This window comes from Alphaproteobacteria bacterium (assembly GCA_030680745.1).
GTDB lineage: Bacteria > Pseudomonadota > Alphaproteobacteria > JAUXUR01 > JAUXUR01 > JAUXUR01.
Map to the genome: position 1 here is coordinate 1 of JAUXUR010000070.1, position 24,312 is coordinate 24,312.

The 24,312-nt window shown below is 33.6% G+C and carries 17 protein-coding genes and 1 tRNA gene; 8 read left to right on the forward strand and 10 right to left on the reverse strand.

Features of this window, described 5'->3' with window-relative positions; translation table 11 throughout:
* Window positions 1-318: 318 nt before the first annotated feature.
* The 3 genes from Q8L85_07950 to Q8L85_07960 all read right to left on the reverse strand — a co-directional run bounded on the left by Q8L85_07950 (window position 319) and on the right by Q8L85_07960 (window position 6,917).
* Window positions 319-2,571: a hypothetical protein gene (locus Q8L85_07950; protein ID MDP1724619.1), complete on the reverse strand. Its 2,253-nt coding sequence runs from the start codon at window positions 2,569-2,571 to the stop codon at window positions 319-321.
* A gap of 169 nt (window positions 2,572-2,740) precedes the next feature.
* Window positions 2,741-3,790, reverse strand: a complete 1,050-nt coding sequence (locus tag Q8L85_07955; protein ID MDP1724620.1) for an LD-carboxypeptidase — start codon at window positions 3,788-3,790, stop codon at window positions 2,741-2,743.
* A 1-nt stretch (window position 3,791) separates the two neighbouring features.
* A complete protein-coding gene (locus Q8L85_07960) occupies window positions 3,792-6,917 on the reverse strand; it encodes an AAA domain-containing protein (protein ID MDP1724621.1) in 3,126 nt (1,041 codons plus the stop codon).
* A 631-nt stretch (window positions 6,918-7,548) separates the two neighbouring features.
* On the opposite strand from Q8L85_07960, the gene Q8L85_07965 reads away from it, so the two are divergent.
* The 3 genes from Q8L85_07965 (at window position 7,549) to Q8L85_07975 (ending at window position 13,017) form a co-directional block, all read left to right on the forward strand.
* Window positions 7,549-9,222, forward strand: coding sequence for an ATP-binding protein (locus Q8L85_07965; protein ID MDP1724622.1), 1,674 nt, complete (start codon window positions 7,549-7,551; stop codon window positions 9,220-9,222).
* 234 nt (window positions 9,223-9,456) lie between these two features.
* Window positions 9,457-11,547, forward strand: coding sequence for a prolyl oligopeptidase family serine peptidase (locus tag Q8L85_07970; protein MDP1724623.1), 2,091 nt, complete (start codon window positions 9,457-9,459; stop codon window positions 11,545-11,547).
* A gap of 141 nt (window positions 11,548-11,688) precedes the next feature.
* A complete protein-coding gene (locus tag Q8L85_07975) occupies window positions 11,689-13,017 on the forward strand; it encodes an AarF/ABC1/UbiB kinase family protein (GenBank protein MDP1724624.1) in 1,329 nt (442 codons plus the stop codon).
* Between the two features lie 4 nt (window positions 13,018-13,021).
* Here Q8L85_07975 and Q8L85_07980 read toward each other — a convergent pair whose 3' ends face one another.
* The gene (locus Q8L85_07980) at window positions 13,022-14,428 is read right to left on the reverse strand and encodes a hypothetical protein (protein MDP1724625.1); all 1,407 of its coding nucleotides are present in this window, start codon (window positions 14,426-14,428) and stop codon (window positions 13,022-13,024) included.
* Between the two features lie 504 nt (window positions 14,429-14,932).
* On the opposite strand from Q8L85_07980, the gene Q8L85_07985 reads away from it, so the two are divergent.
* The 5 genes from Q8L85_07985 to Q8L85_08005 all read left to right on the forward strand — a co-directional run bounded on the left by Q8L85_07985 (window position 14,933) and on the right by Q8L85_08005 (window position 19,975).
* Complete coding sequence (locus Q8L85_07985) at window positions 14,933-16,450, forward strand: replicative DNA helicase (GenBank protein MDP1724626.1); 1,518 nt, start codon at window positions 14,933-14,935, stop codon at window positions 16,448-16,450.
* Complete coding sequence (alr, locus tag Q8L85_07990; protein MDP1724627.1) at window positions 16,443-17,591, forward strand: alanine racemase; 1,149 nt, start codon at window positions 16,443-16,445, stop codon at window positions 17,589-17,591. Before Q8L85_07985 ends, alr begins: the two co-directional genes overlap by 8 nt.
* 5 nt (window positions 17,592-17,596) lie before the next feature.
* Window positions 17,597-18,367 carry an ABC transporter permease gene (locus Q8L85_07995; protein ID MDP1724628.1) on the forward strand — a complete coding sequence of 257 codons (771 nt, stop codon included), beginning with the start codon at window positions 17,597-17,599 and terminating at the stop codon, window positions 18,365-18,367.
* The gene (locus Q8L85_08000; protein ID MDP1724629.1) at window positions 18,364-19,137 is read left to right on the forward strand and encodes an ATP-binding cassette domain-containing protein; all 774 of its coding nucleotides are present in this window, start codon (window positions 18,364-18,366) and stop codon (window positions 19,135-19,137) included. Before Q8L85_07995 ends, Q8L85_08000 begins: the two co-directional genes overlap by 4 nt.
* Before the next feature lie 187 nt (window positions 19,138-19,324).
* Window positions 19,325-19,975 (forward strand): hypothetical protein, encoded by a 651-nt coding sequence (locus tag Q8L85_08005; GenBank protein ID MDP1724630.1) that lies wholly within the window; start codon window positions 19,325-19,327, stop codon window positions 19,973-19,975.
* 76 nt (window positions 19,976-20,051) lie between these two features.
* Here the strand turns inward: Q8L85_08005 and Q8L85_08010 are convergent, their stop codons facing one another.
* From Q8L85_08010 to Q8L85_08035, 6 genes are all read right to left on the reverse strand, one after another.
* Window positions 20,052-20,525 (reverse strand): hypothetical protein, encoded by a 474-nt coding sequence (locus Q8L85_08010; GenBank protein ID MDP1724631.1) that lies wholly within the window; start codon window positions 20,523-20,525, stop codon window positions 20,052-20,054.
* Window position 20,526: 1 nt separating this feature from the next.
* On the reverse strand, window positions 20,527-22,566 hold the full coding sequence (locus Q8L85_08015) for a hypothetical protein (GenBank protein MDP1724632.1): 2,040 nt from the start codon (window positions 22,564-22,566) through the stop codon (window positions 20,527-20,529).
* 76 nt (window positions 22,567-22,642) lie between these two features.
* Window positions 22,643-22,717: transfer RNA gene (locus Q8L85_08020), tRNA-Val, on the reverse strand.
* A 59-nt stretch (window positions 22,718-22,776) separates the two neighbouring features.
* Window positions 22,777-23,037: a ribbon-helix-helix domain-containing protein gene (locus tag Q8L85_08025; GenBank protein MDP1724633.1), complete on the reverse strand. Its 261-nt coding sequence runs from the start codon at window positions 23,035-23,037 to the stop codon at window positions 22,777-22,779.
* Between the two features lie 146 nt (window positions 23,038-23,183).
* A complete protein-coding gene (locus Q8L85_08030; protein MDP1724634.1) occupies window positions 23,184-23,444 on the reverse strand; it encodes a BolA family protein in 261 nt (86 codons plus the stop codon).
* Window position 23,445: 1 nt separating this feature from the next.
* Window positions 23,446-24,174 carry an SDR family oxidoreductase gene (locus Q8L85_08035; protein MDP1724635.1) on the reverse strand — a complete coding sequence of 243 codons (729 nt, stop codon included), beginning with the start codon at window positions 24,172-24,174 and terminating at the stop codon, window positions 23,446-23,448.
* Window positions 24,175-24,312 lie beyond the last annotated feature (138 nt).

A 24,312-nucleotide genomic window follows, 5' to 3' on the forward strand; every position in this document is an offset into this window, starting at 1 on the left:
CAAAGACAGAGTTTTAAAAAATATAATGTCGCGTGCTCAATCGTTGGGATATGTGCTGTTAAGAAAACCGGAAAATGATGTCAAAAAAAATGACTTGTTATCAACATCTTAAGTCTTGGTCATTAGAAGCAGCGAAGCTGCACGGCAATCCAGTCCTAAAATCAACATTTATAGCTTTTTAAAGGCTGTTTTCTGGATTGCTTCTTCGTCTTCGACTCATCGCAACGACGAAATCCTAGAATTTAACTGTGTTTAAATTCGTGTGGATCTCTCAGGGCTTGATAGTAGAATCCATAAAACTTATTGAAAAACAATCAATTAAGCATCAAGATCAATCTCGTATCCACAGCAATCTTCTAATGTAGATTTAATTTTCTCTGCCTCAATGATGCCTTGAGATGACATTTTACCTACAAGAAGATTTTTAAATTGTTCTACAATCGACATTTTATGCTTTTCAAGTAAAATTGTCTCTTTTTCTTCAAGCTGCTTGTTAAGATCACACAAAATCGTTTTTAAAAAGGACAGATTGATAGGGGTTTGATCTAAATTAACACAATCAGATGTCGCCGATTGTATAACCTTCTGATAACTTTCAAAATCCCTTTTAAACAACTGATATCCATTATCACATAATGCAAGACAACGAAGATCTTCATAAAAAGCACATATAAGATTTACCTCATCTTTTGATAAACAATAATCATCTGTGTATTTCTTTGATAAATCAGCGCCTTCAAAAAGATGTATGTTCTTTGAGTACCAATCATCTATATCTTTTAATTTGCCTTCCATGCAAAGTGTATTACTGCCAAGTGCTTCATTTGCAAAACGCGTCACTAGAAAATCTCTATATTCCTTTTCTTTAATCTCCATCAAGTGATTCCATACAGAAGTAACCATTTGATAATAAGCCCAAGCCCTCTCTTCTAACGTTGCATCTTGGTTTTCAGGATGAATGATTATATTGCGTCCAGCACCCGCATAAAGTAAATTCGACGAAGATCCAAAATCACCGCCTTTTGTTTTAAAGATCTCGTAACAAGTCAGAATATTATAGGAAAGAAGAACTTTTATATTACTTACATACAACATGCAATTAGACTTTTCATTAAAACCAATATTTTTTAAATAATCTAAAACCTTATCAATAAATTTATTTTCCTCTAATCCTGCATCACGTGCATTTTTAAGATCAAAAATATAGGCTCTGTTATGTTGATCCATTGAAATGGAATCACCAAATGGAAGTGTTTGAACGAAATTTTGTTTTTGAACATCATCAAGACTATTATATTCATCTTTAATATAAAAAAACAATTCTTTCCATTCATCTATATTTCTTGGTTGATGTGTACGCACATATTTACACCTTTGAAGTATATATGCTTGTGCAAGTTCCTCTCCTGCATTTGGGTACCCTTTTGGTAAAGCATTCTCTAAGAATTTAACCAATTCATCAAAAGATTCTGATTTTTTATAATGTTCAACAAGAAGCTCATAAGCTTCCACAGCCCCTAGATCGTAGGCCGTTTTGTACAACCATACGGGGTTTTCACCTATTTCTTTCTTTAATCGAGCCATTTCAAAAATTGAAATAAGATGTTCATATTTAACACCTACTTTTAAACAAAGAAAATAGTCATCTGATGCTGCATTTTTTCTTTTTTTAATAAGATTATATGTAAAAAAAAGATCCAAAGCCTTTGTTGTTTGAATGACATCTTCTTTTTCATTAAAAGTGATCAATGAAGAATAGGTATTTATAAAGAAGTCAAAAAAGTCTGCCAAAATTTTTGGATGATTTCCAGCATTATCTTTACTTGCTGCATCCAGACGCGCAAAGAAATCCTGCATTACAAACACACGTAATTTAATAACGCGTTCATATAAAGGATCAAGTTTTTCTAAGATATAAACAAATTTATTGAATTTGGGTTTTTCCCATTGAGAAAAAAGAAATATTAATTTTTCTTTAAGATCTTCAATGTTAATAAGCTCTACTAACATATCCGGATCTTCTTTGAAATATTTTTGATCAATTTCATCAAGTAATGTCGTTAGACAATCAATATACAAATCCCTAAATTGTGAGCATTGAGCGAATTTTTTCTCTGCTAATTCTATGGCTTTAAGAATGTTTTTTTCAACACCTTGTCCATCTTTCAACATACATATCTTGCGAAATAAAGAATCAAGATGAATTTTTGTTTTTGCTTTATTTTTTTTAATGAGTTTCTCATAGATTTTATATGCTTCTACACAATCTTCTTTTTGTTCACAATTAAGCGCTAATCTATATAAATCCTTATCAGTCAGATTTGGAGTAAGCGCGTGTGCATTGCTTGAAGAACTCGGTACGAAGTTACCCTTAGTTTTTTGTCTTTTGTGTTGGGGGGTACTATCAGCATCATTGCTTGAGGAAGATTCTTGTTGATCACAAGATGCTTCCAATGATCTTTTTTTACCGGATGTAGCTGAATTAATATCCATATCTGAAGTATTTACGGCATAAAGATTATACGTAAAAGAAACAAAAAATATGAAGTATAAAAATTTAAATTTATTCATTGACATTTTCCAAATTAGGTAAGAATTATTGCCATAATAAGGATATTAATAAAAAAAATCAAATATAATTTATTTATTAATACGTATAAATTTATAAAAAAATTATATCTATATGTATTTTATAAATAAAAATTTATTAATTTTCTATTAAAGAATTAAGAACACAAAATTAGAGTACTGATTTTTCTAAAAAAACAACACGTTTTTGATCACAATCAATTTCAACTTGTAATCCATAAGGTAAAATAAATTTTGGATCTGTGTGCCCGAAATCCATATGGGTTACGATCGATAAGTCTGATCGTCCAAATTCTTTACAAACTTTAATGAAAGCTTGATCATATAACACAAATTGATCTGGATTGATGGGCCCACCGGGTCGCCCAAAAAGAATTGCTTTTAAAACAGCTAAAACACCTTGTGCGCCTAAATTACGCAAATGATCCATAAAACGATCTATTTCCATACCGCGTTCCGATGTTTCGATAAAAAGAACAGCATTTTGCCATTGATCCAGAGTGGGCCAAAGTGAAGTACCATTAATATGTAAAAAACTATCCAAGCAACCGCCTAATAAATGCCCTTGAACAGATCCTTTTCCTTGAATATATTGCCAAGGTTTTGCTGGTTGTAATTGGCGTTTAATCTGTTGATTGTCTGGATTAAACCAATCTAAAAATTCAGTCGTCCAACCGTCTTTATTTGGAAGAATTTCTTTTGATTGCGTATTTCCAAAAAGAACTTGCCTAATAGATTGAATGCAATAGGGAAACATCTCAATGTTTTCTGCGAAATCAACCATGATACAAGGGCCATAAAAAGACGAAAGACCCGCTTTATAACACATCAAATGCGTGACTGTACTATCTGAATAACCCATAAAAATCTTAGGATTTTTTTTAATAATAGAATAATCGATATAAGGCAATAACCGGATCGACTCATCACCACCAATCATCGCGAAAATACCTTTAATAGATTTATCTGCGAAGGCTTCCATCAAATCATCAGCACGTGCTTTTGGATTATTATAAATCCAATCGGGATCTTTTAGCGCATGTTTTGTTTCAACGACTTTTAGTCCAAAAATATCTTCTAAACGCTTTTTACCTATTTCATAGCGATAAGGTAAAGCACCTGCGCCGCCCCATGAAAGCGTGATCACAGCGATTGTGTCACCAGGGCGTAATTTTGCTGGTTTTTGAAGTTTTTTGATCATTTTACCCTATAAATTTAATCACTTTTTTTATATTATCGTGTTTTTGCCAAAGGCTTTTATTGCCAATAATATAAATATTGTTACGCGCACGACTAATACCCACATTTAAGACATTTGGCTTTTCAACCATAATCTTGCGTGCCCCAAAATCTTGTTCATGTTGCGCCCCTAACATAAAGAAAACATTGTCATTTTCTTTACCTTGAAAGGAATGGATCGTACCCACATTATTTTTACAAAAATCCCACAAAGACGATCCCAAATGATATTGAATGCTTTTTTTAAGAAAAAAACTGTAATTTTTATAAAATGTGATCACAAAATATTTTTGCAAATCATCTGGATTAAGTAAATTTATTTGATTTATTTTTTCAAGCAAGGCAAAAAATTCAGCGTCAGATTCATACACGCCTTTTCTCGCATTTTTATCTTGAATATCAATCCAATGTGAATTCCCTAAGGCCGACGATTTTTGAACATTTTCAGCACTGGCATAAATCATCCGATCGTCATAAGCAAGTGCATTACAAATGGAAAACATCGGATCTTGACAACGTCTATGGACGATCAATGGAAAACCAACCTTTTGATTCCCATAATCAGCTTGATAATTCATTGTACGATCGGCTAAATTTTGGGCTGAAACAAAGCAAGGTGACCATTCTTTGGGATTGAGTTCGTTTTTTTCAAAAAATTGATTAATCAATACATCCCCTAATAATTGAACAGGCTCTGTTTGAAAAGGATCCCCTAATATAACAACATTTTTGGAACGATAAATGGATCCTAATGCATGTTGGGGCTGCGCTTGCGCGGCCTCATCAATAATCAACCACCCTAATTCTTCATCGGCGAAACGATGAAACATTTGGCGATAAGAATGAAACGTCGTGGAGACAACGGGAACGACCATAAAAAAACTATACCAGGCCGATTTTAAAAGTTCTGGTTTGATCAAGCGATCTTGAAGTGTTCCACTGATATAATCTGTAAATATTTTTAAATTATTCCAAAAGGAATTCGCATTTATTTTAATAAACAAGGCATGTAAGTTTAAAGCTTCTTGAAAAAGTTCAATACGCAATTTTTCGAAAATAGCGGAAAAAAATGGTTTTTCAATATGAAAATCAGCATGATCTTTGCGCCCAAAAAAATCATTTTCAAGGCGCTCAAAATCAAAACCGTGTTTTTTTAAAATATTAAGCGTCACTTTATGATCATAATCTTTCGGTCTTTTATGATTTTTAAGTTCTTTTTGTTTTTGATCTAAGATAATTTTTAAACGCTCTATTGGTGTTGATTGAAGAGGCTTTTCAATAGAGCTGTTAATTTCGTCAATCTGAGATTCCAGTTTTTGAATATATAAAGGATGATGTTTTTCAAAATGATCTAATGCATTAAGAACAAGCTGAACCTCTTCATGTTTTTCAGTAAATTTTTCACAAGTTTTTTGCCAAACACTCGTTTTATTTTCAATCACATTTTGATCATCAAGTATTTTTTGATGCAAAGGTAAAGGAATTTTAATATCTTTTCCCTTTAAACAGGCTAAAAAATCATCCATCCCAAAAGATGATTTCATTGAATCCTTTCGAGGATAAAAAGATTCTTTTTGTGACTCAACATCATGATTGCCTTGCCAAAATTTTTGAACAAATTTCTTTCTATTTTCTGCTTTACCTAAAATTGCTGCAAAATTACCCCAAATTTCAGGATCTTGTGATTGAAAATTTGAAAGCCAATCAAAAAACTGAATATCCTCTTGAAACGCAGAGTCAATTTTAGAACTAAGTGGTAATTCTTTTGAAATATTTTCAACCGCATTATTGTTAGACGAGGCTATAATAATTTCATAACCTTTTAAGATTGGGTTAATATCCCGCACATTGTAGCTATATTTACCATTTTCAGGCGTAAATTGAATATTCTTACCAAAAGCATCTTCAGCTTTATCAAAAACAGCCAAAGAAGTTGCGCGCTCAACATAAAGATTCACGATCAAATCATAAAGCAAGGTTGTTTTACCTGTACCCGGCGGACCATTCACTGAAAATAATTGCCGTTGATTATCTTTAAATTCTTTAAGGATACTTGATAAAGCGGCTTCTTGAAGAGAGGCTAAAACAGTTGAAGACGCACGCGGCCAACGCGCAAAAGTGGCATTTTTAGGGCTTAATAAATCATTCAGGGCAAATTTATAATTTAAAGGATCAAGCGCAAGTGGATCTGCATCAAACCCTAAATATTTACCAATAGCCGAATTTTTAGAAATAGTCTTTAAATTACGTTGCACCAATTGAATTTCATCAAGAAAAAAACTATTGAACATTTCAAGCTGTGGTGGTTGTGGTTTGTTTTTTTTACTTTGTTTTTCAACATGTTCTTCCTGAAGCGGTTTCGGTGCAAATTTTTTAATACACATATCAGGGATATCGATTAAACAATGTTGATCGATTTTAAGACGTTCCATTAAAAATTGTGTTATTTTTTGAATGTTTTCGGGGACAATAGGAATGTTTTTTACTTTTGATATTTCAACATGTAAATCTTCCTCACAATCAAAATCTTCCTGTGCGTCTTTAGATTTATCATATAAAAGAGCTGTTATTTCATAATTGATGGTATCAACATCTTTGGTAAATTGAAAAAAAGATTTGGGATCATTAAGATAATCACCATTCATAATTTTACCAAAAGCCCACGCTGCACTTGAAATCACAAAAGAATTAGGATGCAAAAAACCATCTTCCGTTAAAATAAAAGCAGCAATTGGCATAGTGCGTTGTCTAGAAAAATTTACTTTTGAAGGCGCTTTTATTATATCATCAGGTTGATTTTTAGAAAGATTTTCTTTGATTTTATGTTCTGCGTGTGTCCAATTTAAATGACCAATATATGCATGCCAATAATGACCTGCCTCTTGATGTTTTGGATCTAGATAAGGTGTTGCTTCTAATAAAAATAACGAATCTTTATAAATCTTAATAAATTCTTGTTTAGAATTTTTTAATTCACGCGCTTTCGCATTAAAATCATCAATTTTTTCACTTGATAAAGGCGATAAAAGTTCAACAAAATGCCAAATGTTTAAAATTTCTTTAGATTTATCGGGGGATAAATTATACATAATGAAATATACTTGTCCTTACTACCCATCAGCTTAAAAACAACCCATTGGGCGCCATTACGAACATACCTTCGCAGAGATGTAAGAGCGAGTATAAAACAATAGCCATGGATCTTGCAAAAAGAAATTTTTGCATTCATACATCCGTTGGGTGTATACCATTTTCCAATCTGCAGGACAAAAAATGAAATTGCTTCGGTTCACCTCTCCGCTTGCGGGAGAGGTCGGCGCGTAGCGACGGGTGAGGGGTGTCAAAGCGTTTATAAAGAGCAACACCATCATGCCTAATCTAAGCATTACCAAACAAATACGCAGCTCTCCAAAATTGTAAAATACCCCTCACCCGCTCCCCTTGGTCGCGACCTCTCCCACAAGGGGAGAGGCAAAAAATTCTTCTTTTGGAGTGCTTTTGTAAAAAATTAACATTTTGCAAAAAAGTAAGGGATTATCCAACTTTTAAAAAACATAAACTTCAATGATAAATTAAATTGACCCCATAAACAAAATAATATACGTTGTATATTTGCCGCATGCTTGAATTGTTTTTATAAAAAACCTTTAATAAGCCCAAGATAATTTTTTCACTTTAATTCTGGATTGTGGTTATTTTTTAATTTTTTGGAGATTTAATATGAAGAAAATATTGATTTGTCTTCTTATGCTTAGTTTTTTTATGGATGCTCAGCAATCTGTAAATGCGATGCATAGCAGACATCAACAAGAGGTTCCTAAAGAACAAGCTTACAATAATGGTAAGCCACTTGAATATGAAATTGACTTGTCAGATTATCAGGGCGATAAATGTTCACTACCATCTGAATTTACTTCTCATATTGCAGCACCTATTACAGCAAAAGCAAAAAAAATTGGCAATAAAATTATGCCTTCACTTCCTTATGTAATACCAGCAGCTGTCTTTTTTGGATATCAATATTATACAAGTGATCCTGAAATTGGTTTTTCGCTTATTGATGCTGCAGCAACTGGATTACAAGCATTAAGTGGAAATTTCTTAGTAGCAACCATTTTTGGGGATCAAATTAAAAGAGGAATGTCAACATTTAAGCAAAAATATCTTCCGATAGATTGGCAAACAGATGACTATAAAAAAATATTAACTTATAAAAAGATAATAGATGAAAGATTTGAAAAGAAGCTAATTTCTGAAAAAATTAAAGATAAATTTAATGGACAACTTGCTCTATATAAACTTTATGCAGTTAATGGTGATGAAGGTATGGACACGCCAAAAGAATGCATTAAAAAGATGGAATCTATATCCTTGCTGCCAGTAGAAATTAAGCAATGGGATTGGCAAGTTGTACGCCCAAAACTTGAAGAACTTATTAAGGCATATCCCTCTGATACCAGAATTGCAATCAAAAAGCTAGTTCGAGAATGTGTTACTTCTTCTAAATTTACGCGTCCGCCCAAAAATATTTTTTGTTTTTATGGTCCACCAGGCACGGGGAAAACGCGCTTGGCAGAAGAAATCGCTAAAATATTAGATCTTTCGATAGAATTTTTTAGACCTTCATTGACTGGAGCCGAAAAAATGATTGCCCCTTATATTGAAAAAGACGGTAAAGAAGTTATGCTTGATTTGTTTACAAAAGAAACAAACAATTACAAGAATAATATTCTCTTTATAGATGAATTTGATCGTTCTTTAAATGATTCAAAAAAACATAAAGAAGCTTTTTTTGATTTTTTTATGCATGTTACCAGTAAAAGTGATGCAACTTATCAATCTGGCAGAATTCAAGGGCTGGATATAGATATGTCTAGCGCTATTATTATTATGGCGTGTAATAACTTACCTGTTGAAGCTGAGGGAAATAAGGGAGCACTTAGAAGTCGCTTGAAAACAAGTATTATAACCGTCGATAAAATTGAGAAAGATAAACAGAGAGAGATTGCATTCGATACTTTCATAAAAGAAATTGAAAACGCCAAATTTTCTGATCATTTTTTAATTGAAAGTGAATTAAAAGATAAAAAAATAGACGATAAACATAAGTTCATATTGGAAGAAATTATTGATAAAAATCTTATTTCAGATAATTATGAATTAAAAGAAGACGAACTTCTTGAAAAAAAACAAAATCCTGGCGTTCGCGAATTAACGGACGTTGTCAAAAAATACGTAATGTATCTTGTAGGTCGCTTAACATGTCCAGATGAAGAGTTAGATCAATATGAGTTCGATGTTGATGCGGCATATGAAGCTAGTGAAATTGAAAAAGATGTAGAGATCAAAAAGAAAATTGAAGAAGAAAAGGATATTAATGAGATCATTCTTTAACTTGTAAGTAATAATAATCTGACGCTCTCATTGTAATTGGGAGCGTTAGATTACTCATTTCGATATGTCTTAATTTTTTATCAAAAATATTTTATTGTTCAATATACCAAATCAGTATTAAAACGATTAAAAGCAGTTTTCTTCTCTGTTACGAATAAATCCCCTTTAATTTTAAATATGTTTATTGTCACCTTCGTGCTAAAAATAATGTGTATTTATTTATGGAGATTTTTAATGGTTGGCAGGACGTTCCGTTTTTTATCACTTATTGTTGTTTTGGCCCTTTTTTGTAAAGTTTCTTCAGCTTCAGAAACAGCAAAAACCCCAAGTATCACAGTTGAATTAAAAGTTAATGATCAACAAGTCATACACAATATTCCCGATCAAGCTTTAACGAGTCCTCTTCCTGCAAAAGCAGGTAAAAATGTTGTAACACCTGATTGGTTGCTTTCTTTACCAAATACTACTGATAATTATCCTGAAATCAAATGGCTAAATAATGCACAAATTGTTTATGCAACACCGCCCAATATGCATAAAAAAATATGGTCGATTGAGATTAGAGATGTGAATACAAACGAACATCATATAGTGGGAGAAGGGGCAATACCACTTCCCTCTCCAAATGGTCAATTTATAGCTTTTATCAAGGGAGAAAAAACAACAAAACAATTATGGCTAATGGATAACAAGGGCGAAAATATTAAACAATTATCGCATATTGAAAATGGTCTTGGTGATTATTTTTCAGAATTTTGTTGGTCGCCTGATTCAAGTCAAATTGCATTAGCCCATAAACCTTTTATTGAATTTTGGTCAAAAGAACCCCAACCTAAAACATCAATCAATATTATTGATATAAAATCTGGGCAAATGAACCAAATTGTTTCTTTTGAGGAATCTATTCGTTATCTTTCTTATTTTCCAAATGGTGACGAACTTCTTTTTATGAAAGAACGTATGGGATCTTTATATAAGGAAGAGGAAGATCATGAATGGATTCAATCTTTAAACATCAAAAATGGCCATTTGCGGACATTGGCAACGTTTGATGGATTGCAACAATTTTTAAGACCAATCTGCGCGCCTAATGGCAAAAAAATTGCATTTACTTATGATGCAGATAATCCTGATTTTAATCATATGCCAAGTATTGGCCTCATTTCAAATGATTCTAAAAATGGTGATAAATCCCCCTCTATAAAACGCTTAACTCGTGAATTAAAGCTTTTTTCGCCGCGTTGGTCTAATGATTCTCAACATATTTATGTCAGACGCGATTATGGTGCCTATAGACAGATTTATACGATCGATGTAACTACAGGTAAACCCACCCAAATCACAAAGGCGCCATTGAATATTGAAAGCTATGCTTTGTCACCGGATGGATTACGTTTAGCTTGGATTGGCCAGGACGCACAAGATACACGCATTCTACGTGTTGCCTCAAATGATGGAAACAATGTGAAAGATCTTGTGACTATTTCTGGGGTTTCAGATGACATGGCTTTTAGCGAAGTCCGGGAAATTGATTGGCAAGCACCCAATTATCCTGCGCGCATGCGCGGTCTCCTCGTGATGCCGTTGAATTATCAAAAAGACACCTCTTATCCCCTTATTGTTGACATTCATGGCGGCGGTGAGGGAGCTCATATCTATTTTATTGGAGGAATTTTAGAAAACACCCCTCTTGAATGGCATATGTGGGCAGCCAAAGGATATGCGGTCTTTGTTCCGGAATTTCGTTCATCCGCCTCATTTGGGTCACTCGCCATTACGCGTGATGCAGTTCAAAATCATGATTTGATTAATTGTGATATAAAGGATATTGAAGCAGGTATTGATTCTTTAATAGCAACTGGCATTGTTGATAAAAATCGTCTTGCAGCGATTGGTCATTCTGCAGGTGGGCGCCGTGCGAATTGGCTTGTTGCCTCAAGCCATCGATTCCGTGCTGTTGTTTCTAAAGAAGGATGGGCTGATGAATGGATTGAAATCTATAATCGAACGCCGTCAAAACGCATATATAAAATGTTTGGCGGGGCGCCTTGGGAAGTACCCCAAAATTATTTCAAGAATTCAGCTTTATTTCACGCCAAAGGTGCGACAACACCTACCTTATTTCTGATGGGCAATCCAGAAAAAGGGGGGCTTGATACAAGTGATACCGTCAATAAATTTTACAATGCGCTTAAAGCACAAGAAATTGATACGGAATATGTTAAATATAATGATGAGGGACATAATTTTGAACAACCTGCCAATCGACGTGATGCATTGGAACGGAGCATTAGGTGGATCGATAGCCATATGGGAAAAAGGTGATATATAGTTTGGATAGGGTATTAATTTACAAGTCTGAGCAAAGTATTTTCTATTTTGGTTAAGAGAAGGAATGATGCGCGATGTGTATACTTCATACATGAGCAAAGAATGACGTACTATTAAGTAAAAGAGGAAATACTAATGGATGAGACAAGCCTTAATCAACGCATCATGCGCTATGCTCAAGTATCGAAAACGGGCATTGGACTTTTAGCACGTTTAATTGGTCAACAATATTTGGGCGTCAATATCGATCGCACGAAACATGCTGCGCAATTGCGTCTTGCCTTGGGCGAAATTAAAGGCCCTTTGATGAAGATAGCCCAAATGGTGTCCACCATTCCAGAAGCTTTACCACCTGAATATATTGAAGAATTTAGACAATTGCAATCGAATGCCCCTTCTATGGGATGGCCTTTTGTGAAACGTCGGATGGCACATGAATTGGGTCCTGATTGGGTCCAAAAATTTCAGCATTTCGAAAAAGAAGCAGGTTTTGCAGCGTCTTTAGGACAAGTGCATCAGGCGATCACACATGATGGCCAAAAACTAGCCTTGAAACTTCAATACCCACAGATGGATGATGCTGTCGAGGCTGATTTAAAACAATTTAAGATGATTTTATCTTTGTATCATATGTATGACAAAACAATCGTCACCGATGAAGCGTTTCTTGAAATTTCTGATCGGTTACGCGAAGAACTTGATTATATTCAAGAAGCCAAACATATGGCTTATTATCGTTTTATGTTAAAAGACGAAAAAGACATTCATTTACCTGATTATTATCCAGAATTTTCAACCAAGCGCCTTCTTGCTATGTCTTGGCTTGAAGGTCGCAAAATAATGTCTTTTACAGATGCACCTCAAGAAATACGAAACAAAATTGCGCATACACTTTTTAAAGCTTGGTATATTCCGTTTTATCAATATGGGATAATTCATGGTGATCCCCATTTGGGCAATTACACCATTCAAGAAGATCTAAGCCTGAATCTTCTTGATTTTGGATGTATTCGAGTTTTTCCAGCGTCTTTTGCCAAAGGCGTTATTGATTTATATCATGCGCTTTTAACGCAAAACAATGACCTTGCTGTCCACGCATATGAATCTTGGGGATTTAAAAATTTAAGTAACGATCTTATTGAAATTCTCAATCAATGGGCAGGTTTTTTATATGGACCTTTATTAGAAGATCGAGTGCGCCCTATTCAGGAAACAAAACAAAAAGGCATCTATGGATCTGAAATTGCATCGAAAGTGCATAAAGAATTGAAACGCTTAGGTGGTATTACACCACCACGTGAATTTGTTTTTATGGATCGCGCGGCGTTGGGATTAGGATCAGTTTTCATGCATTTAAATGCAGATATCAATTGGTATCAACTTTTTAATGCATTGACTCAAGATTTTGACGAGGCTCAAGTCAATGCAAGACAGAAAGAACTTTTAGATTTAAATAACTTTTAATATATTACTCAGGCGAAAATTCATATATATTAACAAATCTATCAATTTCTACTGAAGCTTTTGGACCATTAAGAGCAATACTGAAGCCTTTAGCATCTTTCAAAGTCCATCCAAACGATCCTTCAATAATTGTTGTATCATCAGAAATTATTGTATTTTTTATAAAACAGCCATTTCCACACCAAAGTTGACATCGTTGATTTCCATAGAAAAAATTTAAGGACTCAATATCTTTTTCAAGCTCATCAAGGAATGGATTTAACGTATCAAAATTAAATGTTATTTTTAGATCTTTGTTTGCATTAAGCGCATCACTTATTAAGTTTTTATTAATTTTATAGTTTTCATAATTAGTATCACCCAATATTGTTGGACAAAAAATCTTTACGTTTTTTGAAGTTTTTAAAAGATTTTCTAAAAAAATGTAATGGTCATTTTGTGTGACCAAATAAGAAACTTTATTTTCATTATCAATTTTAAAAGTATGCGATTGATTAAATTGCTCTGCATTAGAATTTATATTTAAAATTGTTAATAAGTTATTCTTTAATATATTGATGAGTTTTTCACTAGCATCACCATCAATTGATACGGAACTTATAAATTTAGTTAAAAAATTGGTATCTGATAACCAATCTGCTGACCCCAAAGAAACAAAATTATTATCTGCAATTATAAAGTTTGTAGGTATTTTACCAACACAATATCTTATTTCATGCGTGTTTAAAAAATCTAAAAATCCTTTTGAGTCTTCACTTATAGTGGAAAAGAAAATAAAAATATCAACGTTTCTAAGATGCTTTGCGCGCCATAGAAGTGTATAAAGATCACTTTTAAATTTTTTATGCAAACTAATTTGATTGCTTGCAATAATTAATGATTTTTTTGAATTTTGGATTGCACTTTTAAGTGTATTTATATAATCCTCTTCAGTTAAATCAATTTTAATTTCACCAGGAATAATATCTAAATCTGACATTGTTGTGTCAATATTATCCGAATTCACATCTAAAGATGTACCTTCAGATGTACCTTCAGACTCACTCAAAGAAAGGCCTAAAGAACTACCTTCTTCAGAAGTTGTGCTGTCGCATAACACACTCATATTAACATCATTAGAAAAAGTAATTTCATTTGACTCTATTAAATCAATTACAAGCGGCAATTCTTGTTCTGTCAGTTGGCTAGACTTACTAATTTGTTCTATCGATTTACTTGGCTTAAAAAATTGGTTTATTTTGAGTTGACTCTGATTAAGGCCTGTTCCGAAAATTTTATTTTCTTTATTAGATGAACTATTTTGTTTCCTTGGTGAAGTTTTTTTAATTCGTCCAGCGTCAGTTGGATTTGTTACAAAAGCTTGAGACAAAAAAATTGCACAACCAAAAGTTACCTTTATTATATTTTTCATATTAAACCTTAAAATTACTAATTTTACAAATGAAGCAAATCAATTATATATCAGCTTCACTGACCTAGTGTCAACAAGACAATCAAAGTAAAAAAACAATATATTAAAATTAAAATTTAAATTAATTAATAAAAATCAATTAGATGAACTAGATTTGTAATTTTAAAAACATACAAATTGTTTAATATCAAGAGATTAGATCTAAAGTATTTTATTATTATTAAATATCAACAAGATGTTTAAGCTTTTTATTATTTTTTAATTAAAAAATATTTTTTCGATCTCTAAAAATGTTATTCATTGATACGATAAAAAATTATCAAATATTGACCTTGAAATAATAAAATTAAAAATCAATACCTTAAAAAAATGCTTTTTATAGAATGTGCAAATTGTAGCTAAATATAAGAATATAAGAACTTAATTTCATCACATCGCACAAGAACAATTTGGATGTAAAAATTGCCCTTGCACTTGTGGATAAGTGTCGCTAGAGTATCACACATGTCATATCAGCAAAAACAAACTCAGAACGATATATCTAAAATTTTGCCCCATAATTTAGAGGCAGAACAAGCCTTGTTGGGCGCTATTTTAGTCAATAATAAAGCCTATGAACAGGTTTCAGAATATTTATTTGCTGATCATTTCTATCATCCCTCTCACCAAAAAGTATATGAGGCGATGGCGCGTTTAATTGAACGTGGACAATTGGCTAATCCCACAACGCTTAAAACTTTTTTAGAGCATAGCGGTATATTCGCTGATATTGGTGGTGTTGAATACTTAACGAAACTCGCTTATTCAGCTATTAGTATTACACATGCTGAAGATTATGGTAGAACCCTTAATGATTTACACTTAAGACGCCAGCTTATACTTATTGGGGACGATGTTTCTTATTCAGCGTCTCGTCCTAATATTGAAGTTACGGCCGTTCAACAAATTGAAGCAACTGAACAAAAGCTTTTTGATTTAGTCACATCTGGCGAATCAGATCGTGGATTTCAACCTTTTTCGAACTCCCTTACTGAAGCTGTTGAAATGGCAGAATTTGCGTTTAAACGCAATCGTCAATTAACAGGACTTGCCACAACTTTTACCGATTTAGATCATTTATTGGGTGGGTTGCATCCTTCAGATCTTATTATTTTAGCGGGTCGCCCTTCTATGGGTAAAACCGCACTTGCCACCAATATTGCTTTTAATGTTGCTCGCGCATTGAAAACCGAAACAGAGCCCAATGGTGTTTCAAAAATTGTGGATGGTGGTGTCATTGGTTTCTTTTCACTTGAAATGTCCGCTGCCCAATTAGCCATGCGTATTTTGTCTGAAAATGCCAAAATCCCCTCGGAAAATATTCGACGTGGGAAAATGGACGCAGAAGAATTCCAACGATTAACACGCTCTGCGCAAGATTTATCAACACTTTCCTTTTTTATTGATGACACACCCAGTCTTTCTGTAAGTGCATTGCGAACACGCGCCAGACGTTTAAAGCGTCAAAAAGATCTTTCATTGATTGTTGTCGATTATTTGCAGCTGATGCAATCATCGACCAAAGGTAAAAATGATAATCGCGTGAATGAAATTTCAGAAATTACACGTGGACTAAAAGGTATCGCCAAAGAATTAGGCGTACCCGTTATCGCTTTATCTCAGTTATCACGTGCTGTTGAAAGTCGCGATGACAAACGTCCCCAATTATCAGATTTACGTGAATCTGGATCGATTGAGCAAGATGCTGACGTTGTGATGTTTGTGTATCGTCAGCAATATTATTTGGAACGCGCCGAACCTGTCCAACGACCTGATGAAGATAATAATAAGTTTCAACAACGTTACGCGCAATGGCAGGAAGCCATGGGCAAAGCTGTTGATACGGCCGAAGTTATTATTGCGAAACAACGTCACGGCCCTGTTGGTAAAGTAACATTAAGGTTTGACGGCCAAACAACGAAATTCGATAATTATATTGCGGATCAATATTTACCAGAGAAGCTTCGACATGCAAATGGCTGAAAAACCTAATTCACATGACACGAATACTTTAAATTCATTGTTGCTCGATTTAAAAGAATCGGCCTTTACGTCCTTTGCCATTATTGATCTTGAAAATATCAAAAAAAATTATCAGATTTTGGCTCAAAAGGCACCACACTCAATTATTGCAGCAGCTGTTAAAGCCGATGCCTATGGTTTAGGTGATATTGAAGTGACGGAGATGCTTTATGAAGAAGGCGCACGTCATTTTTTTGTAGCAACCTATGAAGAAGGTGTCACCCTTAAAAAATATTTTAAAGATTCAAATATTTATGTCCTTTATGGACCTCAAGAAGGTAATTGCGCTGGTTTTAAAAAACATAATTTGATTCCTGTTCTCAATTCTTTAGATCAAGTACGTTTGTGGATTGATGAAACAACAAAATCACGCAAAGATTATCCTGCTTTTCTACATGTCGATACAGGTATGAATCGTTTGGGATTAACCCAAGAAGAGTTTAAAATTTTTGACACCAAAAAAATTATGTATTCTTTTTCTTTACAAGGTATTATGTCCCATTTGGCTTGTGCCGAGGATCCCAAAAATCCACTTAACCAAATACAATTAGACCGCTTCCTAAACGTTAAAGAAAAAATACCTGAAATAGCGGCATCTTTTGCTAATTCAGCCGGTATTTTTTTAGATCCAAAATATCATTTTGATATGGTTCGTCCAGGCATTGCTTTATATGGTGGCAACCCAACGCCAAATTTACCCAATCCTATGAACACCATTCTTCAACTTTACGCCAAGATTTTACAGATTAAAAAAATAAATAAAGGCGATTCAGTTGGATATAATGCAACTTTTGTAGCGCCCCACGCAATGACGATCGGCATCATCGCTTATGGTTATGCGGATGGTTTGTTAAGATCAGCGAGCAATCGCGGTGAAGTCTATTATAAAGGCCAATATTTAAAAATTTTAGGCCGTGTATCTATGGATTTAATGGCTGTTGATTTAACACCTATTCGATCACTGGAACCAGAAATCGACGACCTTGTCGAACTAATAGGTCAGCATCTGTCACTAGACAAAGTGGCGGATTTTATGGGTACAATTCATTATGAAGTTCTTACTTCACTGCGTGATAGAATGTACCGTTTTTATATGAAGTGAGTTTTATGTTTTTAACCTCTGTTGGTCGGTCTGCCCTAAGTTTTTTTGAATCTTCCGGCCGTCTTTTTCTTTTCGTCTATGAAACAATTTTAAATTTATTTCGTGCCCCTTTTAATTTTCGTAGTTTCACCCATCAATTAGTTGAGGTTGGCTATTATTCATTACCTGTTGTTGGTCTTACAGCTATTTTTTCAGGTATGGTTTTAGCGCTTCAAACTTATACAGGGTTTTCACGATTTGGTGCTGACACAGGTGTTGCCTCTGTTGTTGTTATATCCATGACACGTGAACTCGGCCCTGTTCTTGCGGGGCTTATGGTTGCAGGACGCGTAGGTGCTTCAATGGCAGCAGAAATCGGTACAATGCGCGTGACCGAACAAATAGATGCGCTTGTCACATTATCAGCCAATCCTTATCGATATCTTGTTGTACCACGCGTTTTAACAGGTGTTTTAATTCTCCCTATACTTGTTCTTATTGCTGATATTATCGGTGTTTTAGGTGGCTATATTGTTGGCGTCTTTAAACTTGGCAATTTACCCATGGATTATATTGAAGATACGATTCAATTTGTTGAATTTCATGACGTTTTTTCAGGACTTGTGAAAGCAGCAGTTTTTGGCTTCATTATAACACTTATGGGCTGCTATCATGGATTCCACACCAAAGGTGGCGCACAAGGCGTTGGTAAAGCGACAACAAATGCAGTTGTGTCAGCTTCCATCCTTATTCTTGTATTTAACTACATCATTACGGAGCTTTTTTTCGCACAATGAGTACAAATCTTAAAATAAAAATTAGAGGGCTTTCAAAAAGATTTGGACCCAAATGCGTCTTAAATAATATTGATCTTGATATTCAACAAGGTAAATCATTGGTTATTTTAGGCGGATCCGGCAGCGGTAAATCCGTCTTAATTAAATGCATTTTAGGTATTATCGAAAATGATAAAGGCGACATATATTTAGACGAAGAAAAAATTAATTATGGTGAGGCAAAATCCCGTGATCGTATCATTAGTAAGTCAGGTATGTTATTTCAAGGGGGCGCACTTTTTGACTCGCTAAGTATCTGGGAAAATATTGCTTTTGGCCTTTTTCAACGTCAAAAAATATCGCGCGATGACGCGCGTCTTCAAGCCTTGGAATGCCTAAAAGAAGTTGGCTTAGGACCTGAAATAGCAGATCTTTATCCATCAGAATTATCAGGTGGGATGCAAAAACGTGTATCACTCGCGCGTGCCATTGCCACAAAACCTGAAATCATTTTTTTTGATGAACCGACTACGGGTCTTGATCCCATCATGTCCGATGTTATTAATAATCTTATTATTCAATCTGTTAAACGTTTAGGTGCTACAGCTATTACCATTACGCATGATTTAGGCAGCCTCTATAAAATCGCCGATAATGTCGCCTTTTTGCGCGAAGGAAAAATTGATTGGTATGGACCTTTATCATCATTACAATCAAGCCCTAACCAACATTTACAGCGTTTTATAAAAGGCCAAAGCATTGATGAAGTCGAGTCAATAAAAACTGCATAGGGAAACGTTGCCTATAGTTGATAGACTTGAGGAGCAGACAAGGAACAACGAACGAAGTGTATCCTTATATACATGAGTGAGGCGTGACGATGTATCCTTCCAATGTCTATCGACTATAACATTCTTGTGTAATGTGATTCATATTGATACTCTTATTTGTCTAAAAATATAATAAAAGGAGTTTTCGATGAGAATAGCATTGTTTTTATTAACGATCTTAAACACAACTATGTGTCTAGCTTTTGAACCTGAAATTGTCCACGAATTTTCTATTAAAAAAGACGAAGAACCAAATGCATCTTTGCGCGAACTTAAAGATAGAGAGGATAATCAATATATTAAAGATTATAATGATCATGCTTTTAAATTTCACGTATCCGAACATATAAAAAATAACAAAAAAAATCTTACCGAGGATGAGTATAAAGAAACGCATGTATACAAAACGTTTGTAGGTAGGGTAAATGAAATAGCCAATGATCTGAAAGAAAAATTTCATAATAATATGGTTTCATTAATTATGATTTATTTGTCAGAGCAGCTAGTAGGTGGTACTTATTACCGTTTTGAAGATAATGGTATCATTCGCATGCTGGTTTCTTGTCTCGATCGTGAAGCTGATTTACCTGAAAAGAAATTCTGGAGACAATTGATAAATTACTTAGCAAATGCTGATCGTTTTCCTGGATATAATAGCTTAATAGTGATGGTCAAAAAAGAAACCAGAGAACACTCAACGTTATTAGATGATAAAAAGTTGAAATTTGAAATAAATCCAGATTATACAGATCCAACACGTCCCGCGCATCTATTTACAGCTTTTGAACGTAAATTTTAAAAATACGATCGCCCAATAGAAAAACGTAAAAATGAACATGCCACGGTGCAAAAACCGTGGCGTAAAGAAATAACTTTTATTTCTCTTCTTTTTCATCAATTTTTATACCCCAATCGTCTAATATTTTTTGCTTCTCTTTTTCAGCGAAAGCGAGTTGATTTCTTAAAAAAGATGTCCTAAAGAATTTAACAATTGAAGGCATAATAGAATAAATTGCAAGACCGATAGCAGCCCCTCCATAAATAATAAGCCATGTTTTAGGCATTGCAAACAATTCTAAAACATTTGTAATACCATGATTCTTTTTCCAAATCATAAAAACAAAAGGAATTGTTCCCATCAAATTCATCGTTCCAATACAAAATGTGAGATATTGCGTTGTTTTTCTTTCAACAAAAAACATCACTAATGTAGGTAACAAGGCTATTATAAGTAATACAAAAGTTGCTTTAAAAACAATGGATAACGACACAAGCATTAAAAAAGAAAATAGTCCAAAAGACTTTTTTGATGGATTTTTTTTAACCTGTTCAATTTTTTTATTTTTCATTTTAAATTAAAACCAATAACAATATAAACGATCCAATTAACGCCAATACAAGACAAATTAAAGATGCAATTTTTCCGCCTAAAAACCGTACAACTTTATCTAAATTTTGTTTTTCATCTTCTATCATCTGGATAAATTTTTGAATCGTTACATAAGTTTGTTTAGCATTTTCAAATTCAATTTTATCTTTTTCAATCAATTTATTATCATCAGCAATATCGTTCATTGCAATAAGATCTCCCTTTTTTATTGCTTCATTTAATTTCAACAATATTTCGTTTTGTCTATTTACGTTTTTATATGAAACAAGACCAAGTGGTGAAAAACTTGCAATCCACTTTGCTAAATGTGGGAAAAATCCTCCTTTTGTTTTTTTTAAAATATTAACATATAGCTTTAATATAGCTAAGCTTACTTTATTACGTTCATGATTTAGACGAAATTCAGTAACCATAGATTCACCTCCACCTTTACTCCTAAGTGCAATAAAAGCAAGAATATGCTTATCGAAAGGAGAAGAATTTTGAGATTCTTTTAGTGCAATCCTTTCTAAACAAGGAAGCAGATCTTCTATAGTTAACACAGCTAAATCATATAATAATGGACTCATACAAGGCAAATGAGGATTCATTTCATAAAGACAACGTTCATACCCTTGACCATAATTGCTGGAATTAATGCTTATGGGAAGTTTTTCGAAAACAGAAATTAATTTCGTTTGATGTGATGACAGACTTTTTTGAGCCGCTAGCCAATTAACTGGCAAACGCAAAGATATCATTTCAGACAATATTTGTTTTATTTCTGAGTGATCAATAGCGTAAACTAATGCATTTGCTATACCATCAATCATTACAATTAATTTTTTATAAACAATAGGAAAATTGGGTGTTGTCAAAAATACGATTCTTGATAATATCTTTTCTGGATTTGAAATAGTGCCCATACTAGACAAACTTACATAAAGATTTTCTATTTCAACAGCAAGAACATCACCATTTAAACTTCTTTTTATCCATTCATGCAATTTATTACTTTTAAGAACATCAAGACCTTGTGATCCCATCACCATAATATCTTTTATAAGGTGATCCAATTGATAATAGCTCTTTTTTTCAAACACAAAAGCCCTTAACGACTTTTTTGCTGAAATTGACGGTTTTGGCGTTAACCTTCTGCCATCAAGCCATAATTTCAAATCATTTAAATTCCATCTATCGCGGCAATTATCAATTAAAAGACCTCTAAGCAATTCGATTAATCCAAGAGGTAACTTAAAAGTACCAATAATTGTTAAAAATGACCCATTAACAATTTTGCTTTCAAGAATCTCCTCATCTTTTAAATCGAAGAGAGGATTTCCACCCATTACAAGTATGGCAAGTAATACCCCCAATGCATAAAGATCGTTACTCATTGCACCATTCCCACGTGCAGAAGGATGCGCAAGGCTAGAGTCTATTGTTTCGAATAAAATAGGTTGGTCAAATCCAGGCGGAATAGATACACATTGACCTAAAATAACTTGGCGCCTTGTTGTTTCCCCAAGGAATAAATTTGAAGGGTTAATATGACGATGTGTTGCGCCTCGTACGAAAAGATTATCTAAAAGATGATAAAGAGGTTGAATAACATCATTTATTAATTCTTCTTCTATGTAAGGCTCAGTCTCTAAATTTTTTTTTTTAAAAAGTGGCTCAACACCTATTTTTCTAAAAATGGTTACAATTCGCCTGCTTGATGGTTGTGACCATTCCACAACACCCCAGTCAAGTAAGAGCTCTAAGTTTAAATCATGCAGATTTTTAAACGCATCTATTAAATCAAGCCTTGGAGGCGTTTTTGGATGAAAAACAAGTGCATAGAGGTTATCCTCCTCGACTTCCTCAATATAACGTGCTTTAAATCCCAAACATGTATAGCTATTATGCTCTGACAAAGGTTGATCTGAATAAATTATATATTGACCATTAAGAAGGATTTCGCTTCCTGAAAGAGCAATTTTAGAATCATTTTGAGTTTTATTTTGAGCGTTTTCCACGATATTTTTTTACTATTTAGAGTAAGTCTTATTATATTAAACGGGAAAATGATATGAATTGGCAAGAAAAATAACATGGTGGACACAACAGGGATCGAACCTGTGACCACTACGATGTCAACGTAGTGCTCTACCGCTGAGCTATGTGTCCTTTAACCTCAAGTGATTATGCTGAAAATAAAAAAAATTGCAAGCAATCTTTATTATTTTTTAAGAATTTTCTCGACACGGTCTTAAAGATCTCATTTTAGGAAATCTATAATAGGTCAGGATGTAAACACGTAATGCCGAGGTCAAAGAAGATTCCAAACGATTGTGATGCACATGAGAACAGATATCGTTTAAAGACGCATTTTCTTTTTCAGCAATTTCCTGTAGGGCTTCCCACATAGCAGGTTCTAAGCGGACACTGGTTCTTTTCCCTAATACTGTAATATTTTTACTGATAAGCGTCGTACGTGCAAGATCCATTATTAAGCCTTTTTTCGTATTATACCTTAAAATGAACTTAATTTACAACCATAGATTGATAATTATTCAACCAATTGTATTATACGAAAGACATAGAAAATTGCAATAAAATATTATAAATCATTAAGTTAATAATTTTATCTTGATTAATTTCGTAGGATTTTAATATTTAAGGCATGCAATCCATCACTAAATTCCTGATGGAGCAAATCATGTATTCGTCGATGCGCCTCTAGACGTGATAAATTTTCTAAAATTTTACTTTTAATAATGAGACGAAAATGCGTTTCATCTAAATTGTCCCTATGGCCAACATGTTTTTGAGAATCATCAATAAGCTCTAAATAATCAGGATCCAAATGGCGTTGAAGTAGATCTAACATTCTTTTGTGACGTGGCTTTAACATATTATTTCAACACCTTCATTACCCACGCATCAGGCAATATAGATAATATTCTAAAAAAACAACGCCAAAAAAAAGGAAACGCAATTACTTTTTTGCTGGCAAAAACTTTTTTAATCATATAAGATGCCGCTTTCTCAGGTAGCCATACAAAAGGAAGCTTTTTATGCGTCTTCAACATATTTGTATCCGTTGGTCCTGGATGAACACATACAAACTCAAGCTTCGTACCCAAATATTGGCGCCTTAGCGCATCAAAACATGCTTTAAGGGCTGATTTACTCGCACAATAAGAAGCGCCCCCAGGTGTCGCAAAATAGGTTAATATAGACGAAGTCGCTATAAATTTTGCGCCTTTTTCTTTAACCAAAGGCATAAATTCGTCAATCCACTGGATTGCACCAAAATAATTGACTGCAAATGTTTTTTGATGCGTTTCTAAATTTAAATTGCCTATTGGTTCAACCAAACCATCCCCAGCATTTAAAAAAAATATTGATGGAATTAAGTTTTCTTGGACTAAATTTTCAGATACTTTTCGAATGGATTCAGCATCTGACACATCGCATACACAAATTTTAATTTGAGATAATCCGATCTCTAATGCAAGTTCGTTCAATTTTTCAATATTACGCGCAATAGCAATAATGTAAAAACCTTTTTGCGCCATCTGAATAGCCAAAGACCGACCAATACCAGACGAGGCGCCGGTTATTAAACATATATTATTCATAAAAAATCACCATTATTATTTCTAATCATTAAAACAGATTATTTAATTTATAAAGCAAAATCTAAGAATGAGCAATTTTAAATCTTTCAGTATAAAGCAACGTAACACCACATGGTTTATAACGCATTAACTTTAACC